We start from the raw sequence: 21,977 nt of genomic DNA on the forward strand, positions 1-21,977 counted from the left end.
TGGGAATCCCTGAGGACTCACTGATACTTGCCTCCAGAACAGGCGCGGGCTTGCCCCCTGTTATCCCCCGCAATCCACCATATTTAGTATTTGATTCAGGAACTCGCACTAGTTCTTGACGGGCGCTTTGGAGAGTCCTAGCTTTCGGACCGTTCGGCGCGAGTGAGTTTGCGTCCCGCCGGCACTCCCCCAAAGGGTCCGCAAAACTGCACTCCGCCAGGCCAGACGAAGGCAGCGGGAGAAGGGCTTGTCTGCCCGCGGGTAGCGGACTTTTCGGGCGCCAGAACGGGCCGGCAACAGGCTCGGATGGCATCGGTTGAAGAAGTGGCGTTGTGGGGCGTTGAACGCATGTCGCGCGCATCCCGTTGGGGCGGATGCGTGTGGACATGCCGGCGGGTGATCGATGCACGCATCGAGCAATCGCGCCGGGAGAAACTGGGCCGGATCCACCGGCTGAACTGCGAAGCCTTAAGGCCACACGGCCCGGGAGGAATCGCGAACTGAAATGTCGACCGGGCGCCTGAACGGAGGCGGTTCGGTCAAAGATAAGGACGGGGCAAGACCATGCGGATTGAGCGGCGCCATACCACCACGGGACAGTCACCTTACGCCGGGATCGATTTCCGGCTGACCACGTCGGAGATTCGCAATCCCGACGGCTCGGTCGTGTTCAAGCTGGATAATGTCGAGGTGCCGACCGAGTGGTCGCAGGTCGCCTCGGACGTCCTCGCCCAGAAATATTTCCGCAAAGCCGGCGTTGCCGCGCGCCTGAAGAAGGTCGAGGAGGAATCCGTCCCCTCCTTCCTGTGGCGCTCCGTGCCCGACACCGAGGCGCTTAGCCTCCTGCCCGAGAAAGAGCGCTATGTCAGCGAGCTCAGCGCCAAGCAGGTGTTCGACCGCCTCGCCGGCTGCTGGACCTATTGGGGCTGGAAGGGCGGCTACTTCACGTCAGACGAAGACGCCCAAACCTTCTATGACGAGCTCCGCTACATGCTCGCCATGCAGATGGTCGCACCGAACTCGCCACAATGGTTCAACACCGGCCTGCACTGGGCCTATGGCATCGACGGTCCCGGCCAGGGCCACTATTACGTCGACCCCTTCACCGGCAAGCTGACCAAGTCCAAGTCGGCCTACGAGCACCCGCAGCCGCATGCCTGCTTCATCCAGGGCGTCGGTGACGACCTCGTCAACGAGGGCGGCATCATGGACCTCTGGGTCCGCGAGGCCCGCCTGTTCAAATACGGCTCCGGCACCGGCTCCAACTTCTCGCGCCTGCGCGGCGAAGGCGAAAAGCTCTCCGGCGGCGGCCGCTCGAGCGGCCTGATGAGCTTCCTCAAGATCGGCGACCGCGCGGCGGGCGCGATCAAGTCGGGCGGCACCACGCGCCGCGCGGCCAAGATGGTCGTGGTCGACGTCGATCACCCCGACATCGAGACCTATATCGACTGGAAGGTGAAGGAGGAGCAGAAGGTCGCAGCTCTCGTCACCGGCTCCAAGATCAACCAGAAGCACCTCAAGGCCGTGCTCAAGGCCTGCGTCAACTGCGAAGGTTCGGGCGACGATTGCTTCGACCCCGAGAAGAACCCGGCGCTGCGCCGCGAGATCAAGCTCGCGCGCCGCAGCCTCGTGCCTGACAATTACATCAAGCGCGTCATCCAGTTTGCGAAGCAGGGCTACAAGGACATCCAGTTCGACGTCTACGACACCGACTGGGATTCGGAAGCCTATCTCACGGTCTCGGGCCAGAACTCCAACAACTCGGTCTCGCTGAGGGACGACTTCCTGCGCGCGGTCGAGACCGATGGCGACTGGAACCTGAACGCTCGCACCTCCAAGAAGGTGACGAAGACGCTGAAGGCGCGCGACCTCTGGGAGAAGATCGGCTACGCCGCCTGGGCGTCGGCCGACCCGGGCCTGCACTTCAACACCACCATGAACGACTGGCACACCTGCAAGGCGTCCGGCGACATCCGCGCCTCCAATCCGTGCTCGGAATACATGTTCCTGGACGACACGGCGTGCAACCTCGCCTCGGCGAACCTGCTGACCTTCTACAACGTCAGCACCAAGCATTTCGACGTCGAGGGCTACGAGCATCTCTGCCGGCTCTGGACCATCGTGCTCGAAATCTCGGTGATGATGGCGCAGTTCCCGTCGAAGGCGATCGCCGAGCTCTCCTACGAGTTCCGCACGCTCGGCCTCGGCTACGCCAACATCGGCGGCCTCTTGATGACCATGGGCCTGCCCTATGACAGCAAGGAAGGCCGTGCGCTCTGCGGCGCGCTGACCGCCGTGATGACCGGGATCACCTACAAGACCTCGGCGGAGATCGCCGCCGAGCTCGGCACCTTCCCCGGCTACAAGAAGAACGCCGCGCACATGCTGCGCGTGATCCGCAACCACCGCCGCGCCGCCCACGGCCAGTCCAACGGCTACGAGGCGCTCTCGGTGAACCCGGTGCCGATGGACCTGGTGTCCTGCCCGCAGGCTGACCTCGTCAGCCACGCCCAGGCCGCCTGGGATGCGGCGCTCGAGCTCGGCGAAAAGCACGGCTATCGCAACGCCCAGACCACGGTGATCGCGCCGACCGGCACGATCGGCCTCGTCATGGATTGCGACACCACCGGCATCGAGCCCGACTTCGCCCTGGTGAAGTTCAAGAAGCTCGCCGGCGGCGGCTACTTCAAGATCATCAACCGCGCGGTTCCCGCAGCGCTCCGCGCGCTCGGCTATCGCGAGAGCGAGATCGCGGAGATCGAGGCCTACGCCGTCGGCCACGGCTCGCTGTCCAACGCCCCCGGCATCAACGCCTCGACGCTGAAGGCCAAGGGCTTCACTGACGAAGCCATCGCCAAGGTCGAGAAGGCCCTGCCGACCGCCTTCGACATCAAGTTCGCCTTCAACAAGTGGACCTTTGGCGAGGATTTCATCCGCGACCAGCTCGGCATCGGTGCCGAGGCGATCGCAGCCCCCGGCTTCGACCTGCTCCAGGCCGTCGGCTTCACCAAGCGTGAGATCGAGGCGGCCAACGTCCACATCTGCGGCGCGATGACGGTGGAAGGTGCCCCGCACCTCAAGGCCGAGCACTATCCGGTGTTCGACTGCGCCAACCCCTGCGGCAAGATCGGCAAGCGCTATCTGTCGGTCGAGAGCCACATCCGCATGATGGCGGCGGCGCAGCCCTTCATCTCGGGTGCGATCTCCAAGACCATCAACATGCCGAACGACGCCACGGTGGAGGACTGCAAGTCCGCCTACATGCTGTCGTGGAAGCTCGCTCTGAAGGCCAACGCGCTCTATCGCGACGGCTCCAAGCTCTCCCAGCCGCTCAACTCGCAGCTCATCGCCGACGATGAGGACGAGGACGATGCGGTCGAGACGCTCTACGAGAAGCCGATGGCGGCGCGCACCGCCCAGGTCTCGGAAAAGATCGTCGAGAAGCTGGTCGAGCGCATCATCGTGATGCGCGAGCGCGAGAAGATGCCGGACCGCCGCAAGGGCTACACCCAGAAGGCGGTCGTCGGCGGGCATAAGGTTTATCTCCGTACCGGCGAGTATGACGACGGCCGTCTTGGCGAGATCTTCATCGACATGCACAAGGAAGGCGCAGCGCTCCGCTCCTTCATCAACAACTTCGCCATCGCCGTGTCGCTGGGCCTCCAGTACGGCGTGCCGCTCGACGAATATGTCGACGCCTTCACCTTCACCCGCTTCGAGCCGGCGGGCCCCGTGCAGGGCAACGACAGCATCAAGTACGCGACCTCGATCCTCGACTACGTCTTCCGCGAGCTGGCGGTGAGCTACATGTCGCGCTTCGATCTCGCCCATGTCGATCCGACCGAGTCGAACTTCGACGCGCTCGGCAAGGGCGTCGAGGAAGGCAAGGAGCCGGACGACGCGAGCCACCACGCCTCCAAGCTGGTGTCGCGCGGCCTCACCCGCTCCCGCACCGACAACCTCGTCGTGATGCGCGGCGGCTCGACCGCAGTCGCGCAAGGCAACGACAGCGCCCCGACCGGCGGCAGCAAGGTCACCGCTCTCGCCTCCCACGGCGCGAGCGCACGTGTCGGCGATGTCCTGGAAGGCGCGGTCGCGCTGAAGCAGGAAGTGAGCCACGACCTCTCGCCCACGGAGAAGCTGGAAGCCCTCCAGTGGAGCAAGGCCGGCAGCACTGCGCAGACGCTAGTGCCCAGCAAGGCCGAGCGCCGCGCGGAAGCCAAGGCCAAGGGCTACGAAGGCGAGATGTGCTCAGAGTGCGGCAACTTCACGCTGGTGCGGAATGGGACTTGTATGAAGTGCGATACTTGCGGAAGTACAACCGGCTGTTCCTGATATTCCGACTTGGAGAAGACAGCGACTTCGGCTCGATAGTGGACCCTCGTTGTTTCGTATTCCGAGTTGGTAGGCGGGACGGCAATCAAAGTTGATAGGTCCCCTACTCGGCGCCAGTGGCGCCGAGCCTTTCGAAACCATTTTCGCGGCGAGCTCCAGCTCGCCGCGAAAATGGCGCGACGAACGAATCGTGAATCACGGAATGCGACGTCATGAGTGAAGTTGCAGATATCGAGGAAAACGAACCGCCGGCATCGAGGCGCGCCGGAACGCGCGGCTCGGCGCCGGCGAAGAAAAAGAAGCCTGCCCGCAAACCCATCCCAACCAGGATTCAAAACGTGGTGTGGGGTCGGGCCGCCGGCCGTTGCCAGTACGCCGGGTGCAACGAGCTCCTTGTCGGCGACGAGGTCTCGGGGGCCGCAAACGCGAGCAAGGCCTACATCGGGCACATCGTGGCCGACTCGCCCGATGGCCCGCGTGGTGACCCGGTCCGCTCGCCCAAGCTCGCCCACGACCCGGACAACCTCATGCTGGTCTGCGACGCCCACCATCGCGTCTTCGACCGCGAAATGGTCGCCGAACATCCGGAAGACGTGTTGGTTGCGATGAAGCGCCGCCATGAGGCTCGCATCCGCATTGTGGGCGGCATCGACCAGGACCTTGGAAGCCACGTCATCCGGTACGCCGCGAAGATCGGCGCCAACGAGTCGCCCGTCGAAAAGGGCGCGGTCAAATGGTCAATGATCCCGGAGCGCTATCCCCTCGACGACGGCTGGATCGACCTTGACCTCGTCACCCTCGATCTCCGCGACGACGATCCGAACTACTGGCCGACACACGTGAAGAACCTGCAGACCGTCTTCGGCGAGAAGGTCCGCGGCCGCATGGAGCGGCAGGAGATCAAGCGCCTCGCCGTCTTCGGTCTCGCGCCGATCCCGCTGCTCTTCGAACTCGGCTGCTTGATCTCCGACATCGCCACCGCCGACGTCCGGCAGTTCCTGCGCGATCCCAAGGGCTGGAAGTGGGATCCGTCCTCGCCACCCGTCCGCTACGACCTGCAACGTCCGGCGCAGATGGACGGGCCCGTCGCCCTGAAGCTCGAGATCAGCGCCCCCGTCGTGAACGAGCGCGTCGTGAAGGTTCTCGGTCCGGAGGCGTCGATCTGGTCGATCTCCGCCGTCGGCGCGCACAACGACATCGTGCGCCGCCCGGAGGACGTCTCGGTTTTCGCCAAGCTCTTCCGCAAGACGCTCGACGATATCAAGCTCGCTCATGGCGAGGACGTGACAGTGAACGTGTTTCCCGCCATCCCGGTCTCGATCGCAGTCGAGGCTGGCCGATCGTGGCAGCCCAAGGCACACCCGTCCCTTACGATCTACGACCAAAACTGGAAGCTGGGCGGCTTCGCCCTCGCCCATCGACTCGATCACGCCCGCTGACATCACGGAGACCGCCATGAACGTGCACATGCGTCCCACCATCACACCGCAGGCCGAAGAGGCTCTCGAGGACCTCGCCGAGTCGCTCGAGATCTCAGATCACCGCTACGAACAGGCTGAGAGGCGTTACAAGTCCCTCGGTGAGTGGCTCAACCGCCCCGAATCCACAATCCGGCAATACGATCCTCAGGTACACGTGCAGGGATCGTTCGGCCTCGGCACGGTGACGCCTCCGCTGACCGACGCTGACGAGTACGACGTCGACGCCGTCTGCGAGTTCCGTCGCCTCACGAAGGCCGAAAAGACGCAGGCCGAGCTCAAGCAGATGCTCAGGGTCGAGATGGCAGCCTACGCGAGCCGCCACAATATGAATAAGCCGCTGGAAGAGCATCGTCGCTGCTGGCGTCAGCCCTATGCGGAAGAAGCTCAATTCCACATCGACGTCACGCCAGCGGTGCTGAGTGGTGGTGAGCTTACGCAGCTTCTCAAAGCGCACGGCCGGGACACAAGGTTCGCCGATACCGCGATCTCGATCACCGACAACCGCCAGCCGCACTACCGGATCATCTCGGCGCTCTGGCAGCGATCGAATCCCCGCGGCTATCTGAAGTGGTTCCTGATCCGCATGGGACCGGTCTACGAAAAGCGGCGGAACGCGCTGCTGCAGAAAGGCGTGCGCGCGGGCACCGAGCCCATTCCGGACTATCGGATCCGGACCCCGCTGCAGCAGGCCATCATGATCCTGAAGCGCCACCGCGACATCATGTTCGTCGACCGCAGCGACGACAAGCCGATCTCGATCATCCTGACCACGCTATCCGCTCACGCGTATCAGGGCGAGGAGACGATCGCGCAGGCTCTATTCGCCATTCTCTCGAAGATGGACGATTTCATTGAGCACACGCCCGACGGCCGATACCTCATCGTCAATCCGAGCGATCCTCTCGAGAATTTCGCCGACAAGTGGAGCGAGCATCCGGAGCGGGCGACGGCCTTCTTTTCCTGGCTCAACCAGGCGCGCGCCGACTTCGCCGCGATCGCCGCGCTGTCCAACAAGCAGTTAATCACGGACTATCTCGCCAAAGGGGTCGGTCGAGACATCGCAGACCGCGTGCGCAAACGGTCCGCCGCCCGTCTCGGCGCGCCCGCTGTGCTGACGGCCGGTCTCGTCCGCAGCGAAGCCGAGGCCCGGCGCGCGCCGCCCCGTCTCGACGGGGACCGCCGGAATGCCTAACGCGAGCCATCCTCTCGCCGAGCGCTTCGACGCGGCCGTCGCCGCCGTCGAATCGCGATGGGAGGAACTCGGTCTGCAGCCGCGTAGGCTCGACCGGAGAGAGCTGGCAGCCTATCGCGGACGCGCCGCCGAGAAGGGTTGGCGCTTCGCCGCCGAATTTCCGGGCGGACTTCGCCGCCTCGACGTGATCGTGAGCGCAGGCTTTCCGTTCGTGCCTGCCCGCGTCGCCCTCGTCGACCGGCCGGCCTTTCTGGCCTGGCCTCACGTCGAGAAAGACGGTGTCCTCTGCCTATTCCCGGATACGACCACGATGTCGGTGGATGACCCCTACGACGGCGTGATTTCGTTGCTCGACGAGGCATTAACGATGGTCAAAGCCGCGATCCGCGGCGAGCTGGATAGCGATTTCCGCACCGAATTTTTAACCTACTGGCATCATGCGGAACGGGGCGGCGATCGCACCGTGCTGTCGCTACTCGATCCCGGTCCGCCTTCGCGTCGGATTCGCATCTGGGAGGGCGCGAGTCAGACCGTCGTCGCCGAGAGCGACGATCAGCTGATCGCCTGGCTGCGCAATGCCGCCCCGAAGGTGGCCGCCTCGAAGATCAAGTCATGCGCCGGCGCGTTCGTCTGGCTCGATCGGGTGCCGATACCCTCCGAATACCCATCGTCCGCCAAGGATGTCTACGCGCTGGCCGAGCGCGGGGGCGGCGCCGATCTGCTTGACGAACTCGCGCTCGAGACGCTCCCCCGAACGTTCGTGTTGTTCGGCGCCCTTGCCGAAGCCGGTCCTGCACTCGCGACCTCCGTCGTGAACCGACCCGCCGTGGTCCGCGGGCGCGACCCGCTCTCCGCAGGTTTCCGCTCTTCGGCCATTCCGGATCACGTGGTCCGCGCCCGCCTGTTCGGCGGCGCGCCGTGCGACCGCAATTCGGTCGAGCGCGTCGATCCGGCCTGGATTCATGGCCGCGACCGCGACGCGCGCGTCCCCAGACTGCGCGATGCGACCGTCGCCGTGCTCGGCTGCGGATCGGTCGGAGCGCCCGTCGCGCATGCGCTCGCACGGGCCGGCGTCGGAAAATTCATCCTGGTCGACAAGCAGGTTCTGAAAAGCGCCAACGTCGGTAGACATACGCTCGGAGTGCAATCCATCGACGATCCGAAGTCGCCGGCCGTCGCGCAACAGATTCGAGTGGCCCTGCCCCACGTCGAGGTGGTGCACAACGTCTTGGAATTGCAGGAACTGCTGCTGCGCAGGGACGATCCCGTCGCCAAGGCCGACCTGATTGTATCGGCCATGGGCGATTGGCCGGCCGAATCTCTTCTCGACGAGTGGCACGCCGCGCAGGGGCGCCACGTCCCGATCGTCTACGGCTGGACTGAGCCGCATGCCGCTGCCGGCCACGCGATCGCGATCTCTGCCCCAGGCGACAGCCTTCGCGCAGATCTCGACGCCTACGGCAGTCCCCATCTGGTCGCCGTTAGATGGGCACAGGATCCTCGTCGGTACGAACCGGCATGCGGAGCGGCATTCGATCCCTACGGTCCGGTCGAACTTGGCTTCGTCACTTCCATGGTCGCACAGGCCGCGCTCGACGCACTTCTCGGCCAGGTCCGGTCCGGAACGCATCGCATCTGGCTCGCTAGGCGCGCGGCAGTGGAAGCCGCCGGCGGCACGTGGAGCGACGAATTGCGTGCGATCGCGCCGAACGCGCTCGATGGCGCCACAATCGTGGAGCGCCGGTGGGGCCGCAGCGCGAGGATTCTCGCGGCGTGATCTCGTTCGACATCGGGCTGTCGGGACAGCGGCTCTCATTCGACGATGCCGTACTCTCCCACTTCGACCGACACCGGCAGACCCGCTTCTGGCATCGCGAGGCCGGCGGCCTCCTGTTCGCCCGTCTCGCACTTCCGATGGTCGAGGTCTGTGCGATCACCGGGCCGCGTCGAACCGACAGTCGCAGCCGTTATTCGTACTGGCCCGACGAGCGGGCCGAGCAGCGCGAGATCGACGAGATGTTTTCCCGCAACCTGCACTTCGTCGGATGCTGGCACACTCATCCCGAAGATGTCCCGACTCCTTCGCGTGTCGATACCCGCAACATCACTGATTGCGTGCGGCGCTCGCAGCATGCGCTGAACGGCTTCGTAATGGCGATAATCGGGCGGGCGCCTTCCCCCGGGGGCCTGTTCGTCTCCGTCTGTGACGCATCGAACGTTCATGTTCTCCGAGCATGCTCCCGCGCATTGCCAGCAACGGAGCAACTTGCGCGTCGATGCGAATGTTGACGGCTGCCGAGCAAAGTACGCCCCCTATCGAAAGCCATGCGCAGCGTCTCTTATCACGAAAAGTCGTGGCCCTCGGTGATCAAGATGGTGTTGGAGCGGTAGTCGTCCAGCTGCTTGACGACAAACTTGTAGATAGATTCCACGAAAGCAGTATAGCATCCGCCCGGCTGTCAACTGGCAGCGAGGGGAAAACGATTGGACATCAAGACACTCATCGCAGTTTCATTCTCGCCTGAAGAAGCTGAGGCATATGCCGCGTATTCGCTGAGTGATGCTGATCGTGCTGCGCTCGCCGCGACCGGTACCGATCTGCTAAAGCACTTCCCGCCGATCCCCGCCGCATGCCTGGCCATGAGCTCCCTCCATTCCGTTTTGCTGGAGAAGAACGTGAAGCAGAAAGCGTATGTTGTGGTCGGATCGCTATACGCCGACCATGTCCGCGTTTTCGGAGAGGATGGCGAGCTGGACGGCAAGCGCTTCAGCCAATCAGACCCGTCGTGGGACGGACACGGCTGGATAGTGCTCGGCGATCAGCTGGCCGATGCTTCCCTTTTCCGCACGGCGCGGTCAGGCAAGGGACACCCGGCCCTCGCAGCGTTGGTCAAGCGGGAAGTCTCGCCGCAGGCCGGGATGATGATCTGCAAGGCGTCCGACACTGAGAAGAGCGGCCTCCGGTATGAGGCGCGCTACGTGCTCACACAGGATCAGGTCGATGGCCTGGCGCGGGGTGCCGGAAGGCTGATGGGCGCTTTTTGAGCTATGCACGCGCGCCGCCGACGGGGACAATGTGCAACTGTCCATTCGGCTTGGTGAAATGAGCCAAGCCCTTTTTCCAGTTGATACCCGTGAACGTGTAGCCCGTCATGAACGCGATCCGCTGCATAAGGCGCTCCACGTCACCCTTCGTCTTTCGACGGCGGCCCCGTGGGCTGGTCAGGCACTCGATGGCAACGACCGCAGTAACGGACGCCGATGCTCCCGAAGCTGATAGGAGTTTGGGGCCATATGGAAACAATATAGCATCCGGGTCGATGTCAACGTGGAGCGTGGGACAATGGATTTCATTTATTTCAGAACCGACGATGCCGTTGCGGCGCAACGAGCGGCGGAATTTCTGCCCGAGGGCAGGCAATACCCAATAGACAACAAGTGGAGCGTGCGTGTCGATAATCCGCATACGACGGGGATGCAGAAGCACAGCCACATCCAACTTAAAGGGCAAGAGATCGCCGTCGTTAATCAGGACGGTACGCCCAGCCACGGTTCCGACCTATCAAAGGTCCCAAGCTGGGTGCTGGACAAGGCTAAGGGGGCAATCACCGAAAGCTTCGTTGTCGTCGAGCGAGTGCCCTCGGCGGTCATTGCCGAGGCTCTACAACATGAACTGACGGTACGGCAGGCAGCTGAGAACTTGTCCAAGATTTGCGGGAAGGAGTAGAAACCTTACTTCTTCGAGCCTTTCGACTTCTCTATGATCTCGTACTTCCGTGAACTGGGCGTATTCCTTCTTGCCGTCGTGCCAGCACAATCAATCAGGAGACGTACTTTGCTCCGAAAGGTCGGTGCACGGAACGCAGAACACTATCTGGGACAAGTAGTCGCAACGATTGCAGAAGCGTTAGGGTACGTCCTTGGGGGCGGCCTCGAAAGCGCCTTCGCAGGCGGCTATGACGAGGACCAATGGCAGTCCACCGCAGAGCACCTGTCCGAGCACGTTCAAAACGGCCTCACCTGAAGGCCAAGAGGTCGGCTGCGGCGAGCCCGGGCAGGCCGAAGGAGAGCTATTCGTCGCTCCGTTCGTGGACGATGGCGCAGATCCAGTCCAAGAACACGAAGCCGGAGATCGTCGTGCGAAAGGCGGCGCATGCCTTGGGGCTACGCTTTCGGCTTCATGGCTCCGCCCTCCCCGGCAAGCCGGATCTGGTCTTTCGACGGTGGAAGACGGCGCTTTTCGTACACGGATGCTTCTGGCATCGCCACCACTGCCACCGGGCCCGGCTGCCTAAGACGAACGCCGATTATTGGACGAAGAAACTTCAGCGCAACGCGCAACGCGACAAGGCGACCCGCCGGCTTCTAAGAAGATCGGGATGGCGATGCGCCGTGATCTGGGAATGCCAAGCGAAAGATCCGGCCAAGCTGGACAGGATCCTCCGGCGTCTGTTCGTCGCCGCCGACACTACCCGGCGGCGGCGTTCACCATGAAGGGCGGTGCCGGCGGCCTTTCGCCGGCCATTTCGAGCGCGCGCAGCGGCCGACGTTCTAGATCGAACGTGTCGATCGGCAACGTGCGGACGCCGGCGGACGCGACGCCCAGCCGAGTTAGCAGGGTCGGATCCGCGCGCCAAAGCGGATGGATGACGATCAGACGCCGATGGACGCGCTGTTTCCCATCGGTCTCGACGAGACATGGCAACTCCATCGATCCCGCCCGCTCCGCGCGCCAGAACCGAGGCCGCATCGAAGCGACCGATTCCGCCAACGCGTGCGCCTTCTGCAGCCAGCCCTTGAGCTCGGGATGAGTAGCGAAATCCCCATCGAGGCCGCACTGAAAGCCGGGATCCGTCATCGCGCGCAGGTAGGCCAAGCCGAGCCGCCAGTCCAGCAGCGGATGATACCGTCGGTTCTGGTACTGCTGGATGCACATGTAACAGGACGTGTTGCACTGCGCTTCGTGGTCGGCGTCCATGAAGTCTACCAGCGGCCACTCGTTCTTCGCGGTCAGTATCTCCTCGATCATGCGCGCGATGTCGGGACGTCCCCCGGCGTCGGCCTGGCAAAGCCGACGGCAAAGTCCGGAACCGTTGATCAGCGTATCGGCGATCTGCAGCAGCGGCCGACCGTGGCGCAGCCGCGGCTCTAGAGCTTCGAACTCGTCGGGCGCCACGTCGAGCTCGAGCGCGGCCTTCTGCACCAGAAGATGCGTCGCGCTGATGGCCGCCGCCCTCGCGGCGATGTGCGTTCGTTCGCCGGCCTTCGCGACGAGGTCGATGTTGAGCCGCTGGTTGAACTTCATCGCCTCGACGAAGACGGCGTCGGTGGCCTTCCTCGCGAAAAGCCCGAACTGACCCACGCCGTCGTCGGTCTTCAGGAAACGCATGTTCTTGCGGTCGATGGAGACTTCCTGGTCGATCGCCTGCATCGGCAATTGCAGGCTCTTCCGGAATTGAACCACCTCCTGGTCGGTCATGATGTCGACGGTAAAGAGCTCCTGCTCGCCCAGCTCGTTCGGGCGGCCGTCGTTCAATTGCATGATGGTCGTGCCGGCGCCAGCGTGGATCCGGATGCTGCCGACGTCCTGCGGTTTGCCCTCGCGGGCGACCGTCGCGACGGTCCTGGTGGACATGATGCCGATCTCGTCGAGGTCGCCGGCCTCCGGCCTGAAGTCGGTCCTGAACGCCGTCGGAGAGACGTAGTGACGGAAGTCGGCTGGAAGCAGGTCGCCGTGGCAGTCGTCGCACCGCACGGCGCCGGCTGGAGCCTCGCGCTCATGAGTGGCGGCGCCGCATGCAAGGCACGATCCCACGTACCCGTACTCGCTGATCCAACTGGTCATCGGCGGATGGACGACGATCTTGTTTCCCCGCCTTTCGGGATCGATGAGATTGCCGGTGAAGCCGACGACCTTGTGCTTCTGCTTGTCCTTGACGAGCATGCTGCCGGGCGCGAATTCGAAGATCGCCATGTCGAGATCGCGGTCCATCGACAGCCACGACAGCTCTTCCTCGGAGCCCGCCCCTTTGGTGCGCATCTTCAGGTAAAGCTCGCGCACGCGCGTCGGCATTCCGTACATGGGCAATAGGCCCTGCTCGGCCAGGAATTGCGCCAGGCCCGCGCTGTCGCGTGGGGCCGCCTCCCTCTTCGACATGATCTCGGCGATGAGATTCTCCGGCGTCGCCTCGGCGAGAAGCCTCTTCCGTTGAGCCGCATCGAGCACCGCGGAGTTCACGAACCCGTCCCGTATCTCCTGCGTCTGGCGCAAGCCCTGCAGCAGCCGGTCCGGCCACAACGAGCCGGCCTCGTAGAAGGGCCCGGTGGGAACGTACTCTCCGTGCACATCGGGCGGCACGAGATCGTCGCCCGGGAAAGGCTCGCCGCGGGTTATGCAGTCGTCCCTAACCACGGCGAAGGCGCCACGCAGCCAGACCTTTCGAAGGAGCCTGTGCGGGATCGGGTCGTGGTCCACCGCAAGGAACGGAGGCGGCGGCGCGTCGCCGGTGATCGATTCCGGATGTCGGAAGTAGAAGGCGTCGTGGCTGCGACCGCGGCAGAAGGTCGTGACGAAGGAGAACGCCTGGCCGCGGCGGCCCGCGCGGCCAACGCGCTGCTGATAGTTGAACCGCTGCGGCGGCATGTTCGCCTGGTAGACCGTCTGCAGCGACCCGATGTCGATGCCCACCTCCATCGTGGTGGTCACCGACAGCATGTCGATTTCTTCGGCGAGCCGCCCGACCTCGTTGGTCTGCCCGACGAAGATGTCCTTGAAGCGACGCAGGCGATCGGAGAAATCCTCGGTCTGTCCGCTCAGCTCCTCGCATTTCAGGCGGAAGCGCTTGATGCCCTGGCCGCTGCCGCGGACGATGCGCCGGCCGAGAAAGTTCGAATCCCACAAGCTCTCGACGGTTCCGGTCTGCGTGTATGGCAACGGAAGATAACAGCGCGTGCAGATCTGCTCGCCCCTGTGAAGGTGGACGCGTTCGCAGGATTCGCATCGCCAGAACGGATCGCCGGCCTCCGCGACGCGCAGATGGAGCTTTCCGATTTCGATGACCCCGCCCTTGTGCCCGATCGCGGCGAGATCGTCGAGAACCTGCTTCAAGCCTGCGTCCACCGACGCCCCGAAGACCTTGTTGGCGAACCGCCGGACCCTGTTCCTCTGCGGCACGACGCTCGGCTTGTCCCAGGTCTGGAAGTCGTGGCGGTCGAAAAATTTGCCCTCCCGGACCCTGGTGGCGCTCGCGAACACCCGCAGCCAGGCATCGAGCTTCCGGGAATCGTCCGTCGACTCGCGCGACAACGAAGGGTACGCGAGCCCCGTCTCCTCCAAGGCGAAGAACGTATTGGCGAAGATGACGTCCTCGACCAGTTCGTACTGGTTCTCCATGATCTTCTTCTCGAGATCGAGCCGCTGATCGGCCGCCAGGTCCGGAGAAAAACGGCTTACGCCGCCGGAGCGGACGAAGGCATTCCACCACGGCTTGTCGTCGAACTCCTCCCGCCCGACCTCGTCGAACGGATGGATGCCGAGCCCGACGAACTCGGCGGTGATGCGCGAAAGCGCGTCGCCGCGGCTGCCGTACTGCAGGAGATAGTCTAGACGGATTTTCCTGGAGCCGAGATCGATGTCCTTGAGCTCGTCGTCGATCTTGGTCCACTCGGCCATTCGCGCCATCATGGCCTTCATGTCGCCCTTGAGCTCGACGAGAAGCCGCTGCCTTTCGTCATCGCTGACGTACTTCGCCTGCGCCTCCGCCAGGCACTCCCGCGCGGCCGTCACCAATATTTCTCGGCGAAGGTCGCGAAGATGCAACCGCTCGATTTCCAGAGACTGGTTGGCGGCGTCCTGGCGGCTGTCGGAGAACACGATGCTCTTCGCCTGAGCGCCGATCGCGTGCAGCAACTCGAACAGCTCGGTCGCGACCATCTGCGAGGCCTTGCCGACGCCCGTCCTGAACGCGCGGATCGGAGAGTTGGCGCGCCCGGTGCGCTTTCTGAGGGAATAGTCCGTGCCGCACTTCGGGCAGCAGAACGGCTGCGCCATCCTAAGCCGGACCTGCTTTCCCTTGGCGTTCTGCATCGCGTCGTCGGTCTGGAAATAGACGTAGCCGCCGATATGGCCGGCCGGTACGTCGTCGCGCTCGGTGACGGCTCCGGATGTCGGATCCAACGACGCCCTGTCCCAGCGGTCGTAGCCGCGCTCCGACGTCCGGGGCTCCGCAGTCTTGGGCCAGAACACCGCGAACTGCTCCCAAGTCATCTTGTCGTAGTATTCGGATCCGGTCTTCTCCGGGATGGCCTCCAGATTCGCCGCAGAAGGCAGAAGCTCTGTGACCTTGGTGCTCCCGGAGGAGGATCCGCGCTGCCCGCCCAGCAAGAGCTCACCGCAGGCTTCGCAGTAGAGAAGTTCGAAAAGTCGACGTCCCCTCGCCTCGCCTTGAGCCGGCTTGCCGTGGGACACGCCGCGCTCCATCGTGAGGTCCGCGATGCGGGCGCCGGCGTTTCCGAGATCGATGGATCCGAACAGCCCCTCGACGTTCCGGATGAAGCCGTGGAAGCGGAAAGACGGCAACCCCACCGGAGTTTCGGCCTCATGGCCGTCGCTTTCCGGAAGCGCCCGGGCGAGCAGAAGCCCACGAAGCGCCTTCACGGCGGTCCTGGAGCCGAAAAGCGTTTCTGCGAGTTCGTCGACGGCCGTCGCCCGCAAATTCCCTTCGACGATGCATGCGCTCGTCAGCATCTCCGCGGCGCGCGCTGAAAGCTTGGGAACGAAATCCGCGCCTGCGGCATCCAGGCCCATGGCTGCCGCGACGGACGCCAACGCGGCCTTCACTTCCTTCGTCGGCATGACGTCCCGGACGAGCCGCACGCCCTCCGGGTCCGAGGCGTCCACGAGCATCTCGAAAGGCGTGGTCGGCAGCGTCGTCAGCGTGACCTGATCGAGGTGCGGCTCTCCGGGCACCACGCAGTCCAGCCAGAAGTCAATGTCCTGCTTGCCGGCTTCGGCCGGGCCTTCGCTCGTTCCATATGGCGCGAACAGGTCACGGAGATATTGCAGGCTGCGCTCCCGGTTGTCGCCATCCAGCGGCAGCGACGCGCTGGATGCTAGGATGCGAAGCTTGTGGAGTTTCTTCGGATCGTCGAGACCCAAGCGCTGCAGCAGCGACTTGATGAGGAACGACACTTCCGTGCCGGCAGACCCGCGAACGAGATGGAGTTCGTCCACGACGAAGAACAGATACGCGTCCGGATCGTTCGCCAGCCACTCACGCGTCGCTTCGAAGACCTTGTCCTCGACCTCTCGCGACAGCATTGTCCCCAGCATGGAGGCGTTGGTGACGAGAATGTCCGGCGGCGCGCGATGCATGTCCCAGCGGCTCACCATCTCGCCGCCGTCCACGGACGGAAAAATGAAGCGCGTCGCTTCCGGCACCTTCTTGCCCGAGGCCGCGGCCTTTCGGCGTTCCTCCCGATCGTGCTCGCGGGCGGCGTCCTGGTCGCTTTCGAACCGGCGCATGTCCTCACGGAGTTGCTCCCCGCGCCTCGCACGCCTCGCCTTCTCCGCCTTGTCCTGTGACTTCCGCGGATGCTTCTCGTAGCCGGTGACCGGGGTCGCGCTCGTGTACTGTCCGAAGAAGATCCTGTTCCCGGCGAATCGCTTGTCCATCACCGCGCGCGCTTCGTCGGAATCCAACGTCCGCCGAAGACGCACCATCTGGTCGTCGACCAAGGCGTTCATCGGGTAAAGGACGATGGCGCGCAGCGCCTTTGGCCGCTGCTGGCTCTCGTGCCGGCGCATCTGCACGAAGTTGTCACCGCCGGCCCACCACTTCTCCTGGAGGAAGCCCTGTCCGGGTGCCGGCCACTTGACCGCCTCGTTTGCGATGGTGGCGAGGATCGGCAGCATGAAGCTTTCGGTCTTGCCCGAACCGGTTCCAGAGGTGACGATGCCCGGCTTCCCGGGCTTCGATCCCCGGAACAGCATCTCGACTTGATGGATGTAGGGGTTGTAGGTCGATTTTCGCTTGATCGGACCATCGGCGTCCTTGCCGTCGAACAGGCCCGACAGGGCGAGTTCTACGAAGGCCTCGCGCCCTGCTTGCGACAGATGGCCGAGACGCGGATCTTCGATCACCTTCTCCAGCGGATCGGCGTACTGACGATATCGCGGAACGGGCTCGATGAACGGCGCCGTAGCGAGCGCGCCTTCCGACTCCAGCAGCTCGCGCCGGCCCGCCGCGGTTTCCTCGTTCGAGATGCGGAAGGCGGTCTCGACGTAGGAAATGAAGAAGTCCTTGATGCGTTCGAAGCCGCCGATCGGGTCAAGCACGCGACGGTCCTCCATTGTCGATCAGTTTGAGATTGGGTTTCGCGTCGCCAGAGACGGAATCCAGGATTTCCTTCGAGAACGCGCCCGCATCGCCTTTCAGTGCCGCTTTGGCCGTCGGAACGAATTCGGCCAGCCACTTGGCATTGATGATCGACACGCGCGCGGACCCGATCAGCGCCAATGCAGCCGGCGGGTCTGCGGCGACGTCGGAAGCTTCAATGACGCGCTGGAAACTCTCGTCGCCGGTTGACGCCAAGGCCGCCACGCCTGCGCTCCGTTCGAGCCATCCCTCCGCGCGGAAGGACGGGGGCGAACCTGCGGCCTCGGCCTCATCTTCGCCTCCGCGCGTGACGCAAAGAAGGAAGCCCTTCGGAAAGCTCCTTTGCTTGCCGGCGCGCCGCAGCGTGTCGATCCAGAATTGCGAGGGAGCGAGATCGGCACGGCGGATCGCGCAAAGCCGGACGGCGGAAGTCTCACGCGCGTCGGAGAGCGCCTGCCCGAGCGCCGTCGGTTCGCCGCTCCCCGGGCGGCGCCAAAGGTCGTCGTAGCTGATCACTGTCGGATCGCAATCGAGCGTGGTGATGGCGCCCCCGGCCAGCATCGACGACAGGATATCGATTACATCGTCCGCCTCGGGACCGTCGATGACGGGCAAACCGCCGCTCAGGACCAAGGTCGCGACGCGCGCGACGCCCCGCTGGCCAGCATCGGTGAGCAATTGCGACTTCTTGAGCCAATCCGAGATCCCGCCGACTGCAAGCGGGCGCGCGGAGGGCGAAGCGCTTGCGAGCGGAATGAGCGGCCTTGCCGGCGGAGCGCTTGCGCGGTCGCCCGCCTCCCGAAGCACCTGCTCCATGCGAAGAAGACGGTCGACGTCCTCCTTGCGATCCACGGCCTCCAGGGACAGCCGGGTGATGTCGGCGTTGATCGCATCGATCTCGCCGGCTTTGGCGCGGTTCGCCTCGTGCAGCGCGTCGCGCGACTTCTGCAGCTCCTCGACGGCCTTCTCGAGGCTCGATCTCTTCATCTCCAGGCCCGACAGCGCCGTGCCCTGCTGCGCATCCAGCCTCGCCTGCAAGTCCTGCAAGCTGGAGGTCTCAAGGTCACGCAGCTCCGCCTCGAGCTTCGCGCCGCGTTCGCGCCTTACGGCCGCGAACTCCGCCTCCATCGAAGCTGTCAGCTCGGCGGTCAGCGCCGCGCGCTTGGCCTCGACGGCGCCGGACGTCAATCGAGCGATCTCCTCATCGATGCGCGCTCTGATCGAAGGATCCTGCTGGAGAACCTGCATGAAGTCGGCGACAAGCGCCGGCCGGGAGGTCACGATCTCGCCCAGGCGCCGGGATCGCGAGATCTCCCGCAACACCTCGGGATCGGGCTCCCCGGATCCGGAGAGCAGGTTTTCGAGCCTGCCTGCGTGCGCCAGCAGCGTCGCCCCGATCGCCGCCCGCGCCTTCTGCTCGTCGCCGTCGCCGGCGAGCGCCGACCGGACGATCTGCTCGACGTATTGCGCGTCGCTCATCCAATTCGCGAGTCTGGTCTCCGGAGACTGATGGTTCTTCTCCATCAGCGAGATGGAACCGCCGGGCGTCGGAATGGCAAGAACTTTGGCGGGGTCAAACCCGTACACTGGAAGCCGCGCCATGTCAGCCGCCGTGGCGCGGGTCCGTCCGTCATCCGACTTGACCATCTTCACCATGATCATCTCGTCAGCGCCGATGCGGTAGATCTTTTCGCCTACGAAATTGTCCTGCAAGCCGGTTTCGACCAGAAGCCTGCGCGCCGCCTCGGATCCGGCCATGCCGCTGAGATCTTCGAACGGAAGAAGCTTCCTCGCGGTAGGCGACACCCAACGCTGCCGCCTAGGCGGTCCGTCGAGCACGGGCTTGGCGATCGCCCAATCGTCCTGCTTAAGAAAGGCTCGCGCGCCGCGTAGTTCGATTTCTCCTTCCGGCGGAAATTCCGCCTGTGCCGTGTGGGTGAGATCCCGCATGACGCCATCGACCGATTGCGCGCGCGCCTTCATGAAGACGTTGTCGCGCACGCGCGTGCATTGTCCGACCACGAATGTGTTGCTCGCGCTCATGCGTTGCTCCGTTGCGTCGTATCGTACGGCGTCCTGCCTGAGGCGATGCGCCCGTCCGTGAAGATCAATCGTTCGGCGAACTTGCTGCGCCTCGCCGAGGCCACGGCGTCCCAGGACGGACGAAGGGTTTCCCCCTCGTCTATGGCGCCAGGCAGAAGCTTCGCGATCATCGCCGCCTGGCTACGACTTGCCTCATATGCGTAGCCGCCGGACGCCGCCGGTTGCGGATTGGCCAAATTTTCATACCGCAGCCAATGCGCGATCTGGTCGGGCAGAAAGCCGTCGCGCCCGGTGCGGATCAACCGATCCGTCTCGAAGCGGTACATTGCCTTGCCGGCCTGCATGTGCGCGTCGACGATGGCGCCGCAGCGAGACACGAACATCCGATCACGGCCGGCCGCGGAGACCACGTAGACATCGTGATCGCGTCCTCCGAGATGAACCCAACGCGCGAGCCGGACGCGGGAGGGAGCGCTTTCGAAGGCGAAACGGCCCGCGTCCCACGACCAGACGTATTCTCGTCGATAGGCCTCCAGTCGCCGCTGCGGATCGTCATCGAACGCGGCGGGACGCCGTCCCGGCATCGTCGGTAATTTGAGCGGCCAATCGAGCTGCCGGCGCAACTTTTCGATCGGAACGCCGGTGGCGCCCATCAGGGGGACGCTCCACGGCGACGACATTCGTCTGAAGACGCGGCCGCCGAGCGCCTTGACGGCCTGCTCGAAATCGCGACGCTGAAGCGCTGGGACGCAACCGTCCGTCAAGACGAATTGTTGGGCGCGAGATCGAAGCGGCACCAACGACGCCTGGCCCAGAACCCATGTGCGGCCGCGATAACGCGCCCGCAGGAGCGGCGTCAGGACCGTGGCGTCCTGCAGGCTGCGCAGGAAGTCCCATTGGCTCATGTCGGCTGGAAGGATCCGCTCCAGCAACGGGATCAGGTCGATTTCCGCCCAGCCTCTGCGCCCGCCGGCGTAGACAGCTTCGAGAAGGTCGTCGAGCGCTTCCGGAACGGGGTCCCAATTTTGGGGCGGCTCGGCCGACCGCCCGAGCATTTTGACGCTGTCGTTCCACTCGGGCGCGTCGACAAGATTGGCGGGCCTTTGGCCATCGTGCACAAACGCGTCCGCCACGAAACGAAGCCGCGCCGCAGTGCTCGCGGAGCTCCTGAGCTCGAACGCGCCGCCGACCGGGCGCCGCGACTTGATCGCGTACCTGTTCGGCTCGATCTCCTTGCAGACAAGCGCCGGAGCATCGTCCTCTCCTTCGGCTACGATCGTAGGCAAACCGAGATCGGTCACGATCATCGGCAGGACCGAACGACGACCGAGCCAGTGGTGATCCGTACGTACGCCTCCGACCACCGCCACGCTGGAAATGATTTGCGCAAATTCACCTTTCGCAAGCAGCCGACGGAGCGCGTCTTCCGCCCGTGCTATGGAGACCGGATCGACGGTCAGGCTCCAGTCGCCGCTGAGCCGAAGCGCGCCTAGCTTCGTGCCGACCGCCGCCGTGAGACGATTGCAGAGACCGACCTTCACTTCGCCGCGGCAATCGGAAAACCTGGGCACGGCGCTCCATCGGGACGTGCCGATGCGCTTGAAGACGATATATCCGACATCCGCCACTTTCTGCAGGTTGGACGGGCCGAGCCTTGCGACCGCCGCGACGGCCGATTGCAGCGTCGCATGCACGCTCGCGAGATCTGACTTGTCGGCGACGTCGACCCTGAAGTTAAGCAGACCATCTTCGTCGGGATAGACCTCCAAAGAGGCGTCAATCGGCATCTGCACATTCCGCGCGGACGCGACCGACAGCACCAGCTTCCAAAATCGGTGGTCTGCAAGCGAACGCTGATCCTGCCCGTAAGCGGCGTAGAATTCGTCGAAGGCGTCGTGAAGGCCTTTCGACGCGTTCGAGCGGTCGACTGCATTTCGCAGGCTCGCCAGCATCGCCTTCTCGTCGGACGCGATGCCAGGATTATCGTCGAAGAAGTGGCCTAGGAACGTGCGGTCGCGTCGCGACGGAAACGAGAGCCGCAAGGTGTAACCGATCTGAACCCAGCCGTCCTCATCGGGCAGAACGAGCTTTCGGAAAGGCTTTCCCGCCTTCACCTGCCGCGCGAGCCAATCCCGCAGCGACCTCCACATTGTGGCGACGCCGGTGAGTTTCGAGAAGGATCTGTCTACGCCGAGGAACGCGGCGAGCTTCGGCCTGAATTCGGCGGCCCCAACGCCGTCCCGCTGGCTGTCGACGAAGATCGTCAACGCAAGGTACGCAAAGCAGCCGGGGCAGTTGGGCGCGAGCTTTCTGTCGAAACTGCCGTCCTCCAGGGCGGAGTATAGGCTCCAGTCGGCCAGCAGTGCTTTTTTGAACGACGATACCGCTCGAACGCCGGCGGAAGCGTCCAAGCCTGCCGCCATTGCGAGCGTTTCCGGACTAATATCGAAAGACCTGATCGGACCGACACCTTCGCCCGCCGCGGTCAAGAAGCGCCGCGTCAGCGCGTCTTCCCAATCGGCCAGGCTGGTGGGCAGATCTTCGCGCATC

Annotated in this window: 12 protein-coding genes; 8 read left to right on the forward strand and 4 right to left on the reverse strand. The window is 64.2% G+C overall.

The features are described 5' to 3' along the window. Positions 1-564: 564 nt before the first annotated feature. The 6 genes from XI08_RS26795 to XI08_RS26820 all read left to right on the forward strand — a co-directional run bounded on the left by XI08_RS26795 (position 565) and on the right by XI08_RS26820 (position 10,053). The gene (locus tag XI08_RS26795; RefSeq protein WP_271576650.1) at positions 565-4,335 is read left to right on the forward strand and encodes a vitamin B12-dependent ribonucleotide reductase; all 3,771 of its coding nucleotides are present in this window, start codon (positions 565-567) and stop codon (positions 4,333-4,335) included. A gap of 212 nt (positions 4,336-4,547) precedes the next feature. Beyond that, the gene (locus tag XI08_RS26800) at positions 4,548-5,774 is read left to right on the forward strand and encodes an SAVED domain-containing protein (RefSeq protein ID WP_271576651.1); all 1,227 of its coding nucleotides are present in this window, start codon (positions 4,548-4,550) and stop codon (positions 5,772-5,774) included. A gap of 16 nt (positions 5,775-5,790) precedes the next feature. Beyond that, positions 5,791-7,008 (forward strand): nucleotidyltransferase domain-containing protein, encoded by a 1,218-nt coding sequence (locus XI08_RS26805; RefSeq protein WP_271576652.1) that lies wholly within the window; start codon positions 5,791-5,793, stop codon positions 7,006-7,008. After that, positions 7,001-8,785, forward strand: coding sequence for a ThiF family adenylyltransferase (locus XI08_RS26810; RefSeq protein ID WP_271576653.1), 1,785 nt, complete (start codon positions 7,001-7,003; stop codon positions 8,783-8,785). Before XI08_RS26805 ends, XI08_RS26810 begins: the two co-directional genes overlap by 8 nt. Next, positions 8,782-9,297, forward strand: a complete 516-nt coding sequence (locus XI08_RS26815) for a Mov34/MPN/PAD-1 family protein (protein ID WP_271576654.1) — start codon at positions 8,782-8,784, stop codon at positions 9,295-9,297. Before XI08_RS26810 ends, XI08_RS26815 begins: the two co-directional genes overlap by 4 nt. Positions 9,298-9,492: 195 nt before the next feature. Then, a complete protein-coding gene (locus XI08_RS26820; protein ID WP_271576655.1) occupies positions 9,493-10,053 on the forward strand; it encodes a hypothetical protein in 561 nt (186 codons plus the stop codon). A 1-nt stretch (position 10,054) separates the two neighbouring features. On the opposite strand, the gene XI08_RS26825 is transcribed toward XI08_RS26820, so the two are convergent. Next, positions 10,055-10,180 carry a hypothetical protein gene (locus tag XI08_RS26825; protein ID WP_271576656.1) on the reverse strand — a complete coding sequence of 42 codons (126 nt, stop codon included), beginning with the start codon at positions 10,178-10,180 and terminating at the stop codon, positions 10,055-10,057. Between the two features lie 171 nt (positions 10,181-10,351). Here XI08_RS26825 and XI08_RS26830 point away from each other — a divergent pair, with 171 nt between their 5' ends. Then, positions 10,352-10,735, forward strand: a complete 384-nt coding sequence (locus XI08_RS26830; protein ID WP_271576657.1) for a hypothetical protein — start codon at positions 10,352-10,354, stop codon at positions 10,733-10,735. A 293-nt stretch (positions 10,736-11,028) separates the two neighbouring features. After that, a complete protein-coding gene (locus XI08_RS26835; protein ID WP_271576767.1) occupies positions 11,029-11,502 on the forward strand; it encodes a very short patch repair endonuclease in 474 nt (157 codons plus the stop codon). Here the strand turns inward: XI08_RS26835 and XI08_RS26840 are convergent. Genes XI08_RS26840 through XI08_RS26850 form a run of 3 tightly spaced genes read right to left on the reverse strand, consistent with a single transcriptional unit; the run spans position 11,477 to position 21,976 of the window. After that, complete coding sequence (locus tag XI08_RS26840) at positions 11,477-17,344, reverse strand: DEAD/DEAH box helicase (protein WP_271576658.1); 5,868 nt, start codon at positions 17,342-17,344, stop codon at positions 11,477-11,479. The genes XI08_RS26835 and XI08_RS26840 overlap by 26 nt on opposite strands. Further along, on the reverse strand, positions 17,337-19,427 hold the full coding sequence (locus XI08_RS26845) for a hypothetical protein (RefSeq protein WP_271576659.1): 2,091 nt from the start codon (positions 19,425-19,427) through the stop codon (positions 17,337-17,339). Before XI08_RS26845 ends, XI08_RS26840 begins: the two co-directional genes overlap by 8 nt. Further along, positions 19,424-21,976 (reverse strand): hypothetical protein, encoded by a 2,553-nt coding sequence (locus XI08_RS26850; protein ID WP_271576660.1) that lies wholly within the window; start codon positions 21,974-21,976, stop codon positions 19,424-19,426. Before XI08_RS26850 ends, XI08_RS26845 begins: the two co-directional genes overlap by 4 nt. Between the last annotated feature and the right edge of the window lies 1 nt (position 21,977).

Source organism: Bradyrhizobium sp. CCBAU 11361 (assembly GCF_028128935.1).
Classification (GTDB): Bacteria; Pseudomonadota; Alphaproteobacteria; order Rhizobiales; family Xanthobacteraceae; genus Bradyrhizobium; species Bradyrhizobium niftali.

Bases quoted from the DNA above. Each gene is read 5' to 3' on its own strand.
- XI08_RS26795 (WP_271576650.1), top strand. From the start codon at position 565: ATGCGGATTGAGCGGCGCCATACCACCACGGGACAGTCACCTTACGCC.
- XI08_RS26850 (WP_271576660.1), bottom strand. From the start codon at position 21,976: ATGCGCGAAGATCTGCCCACCAGCCTGGCCGATTGGGAAGACGCGCTG.
- XI08_RS26805 (WP_271576652.1), top strand. From the start codon at position 5,791: ATGAACGTGCACATGCGTCCCACCATCACACCGCAGGCCGAAGAGGCT.
- XI08_RS26800 (WP_271576651.1), top strand. From the start codon at position 4,548: ATGAGTGAAGTTGCAGATATCGAGGAAAACGAACCGCCGGCATCGAGG.
- XI08_RS26810 (WP_271576653.1), top strand. From the start codon at position 7,001: ATGCCTAACGCGAGCCATCCTCTCGCCGAGCGCTTCGACGCGGCCGTC.
- XI08_RS26830 (WP_271576657.1), top strand. From the start codon at position 10,352: ATGGATTTCATTTATTTCAGAACCGACGATGCCGTTGCGGCGCAACGA.
- XI08_RS26825 (WP_271576656.1), bottom strand. From the start codon at position 10,180: ATGCAGCGGATCGCGTTCATGACGGGCTACACGTTCACGGGTATCAAC.
- XI08_RS26845 (WP_271576659.1), bottom strand. From the start codon at position 19,427: ATGAGCGCGAGCAACACATTCGTGGTCGGACAATGCACGCGCGTGCGC.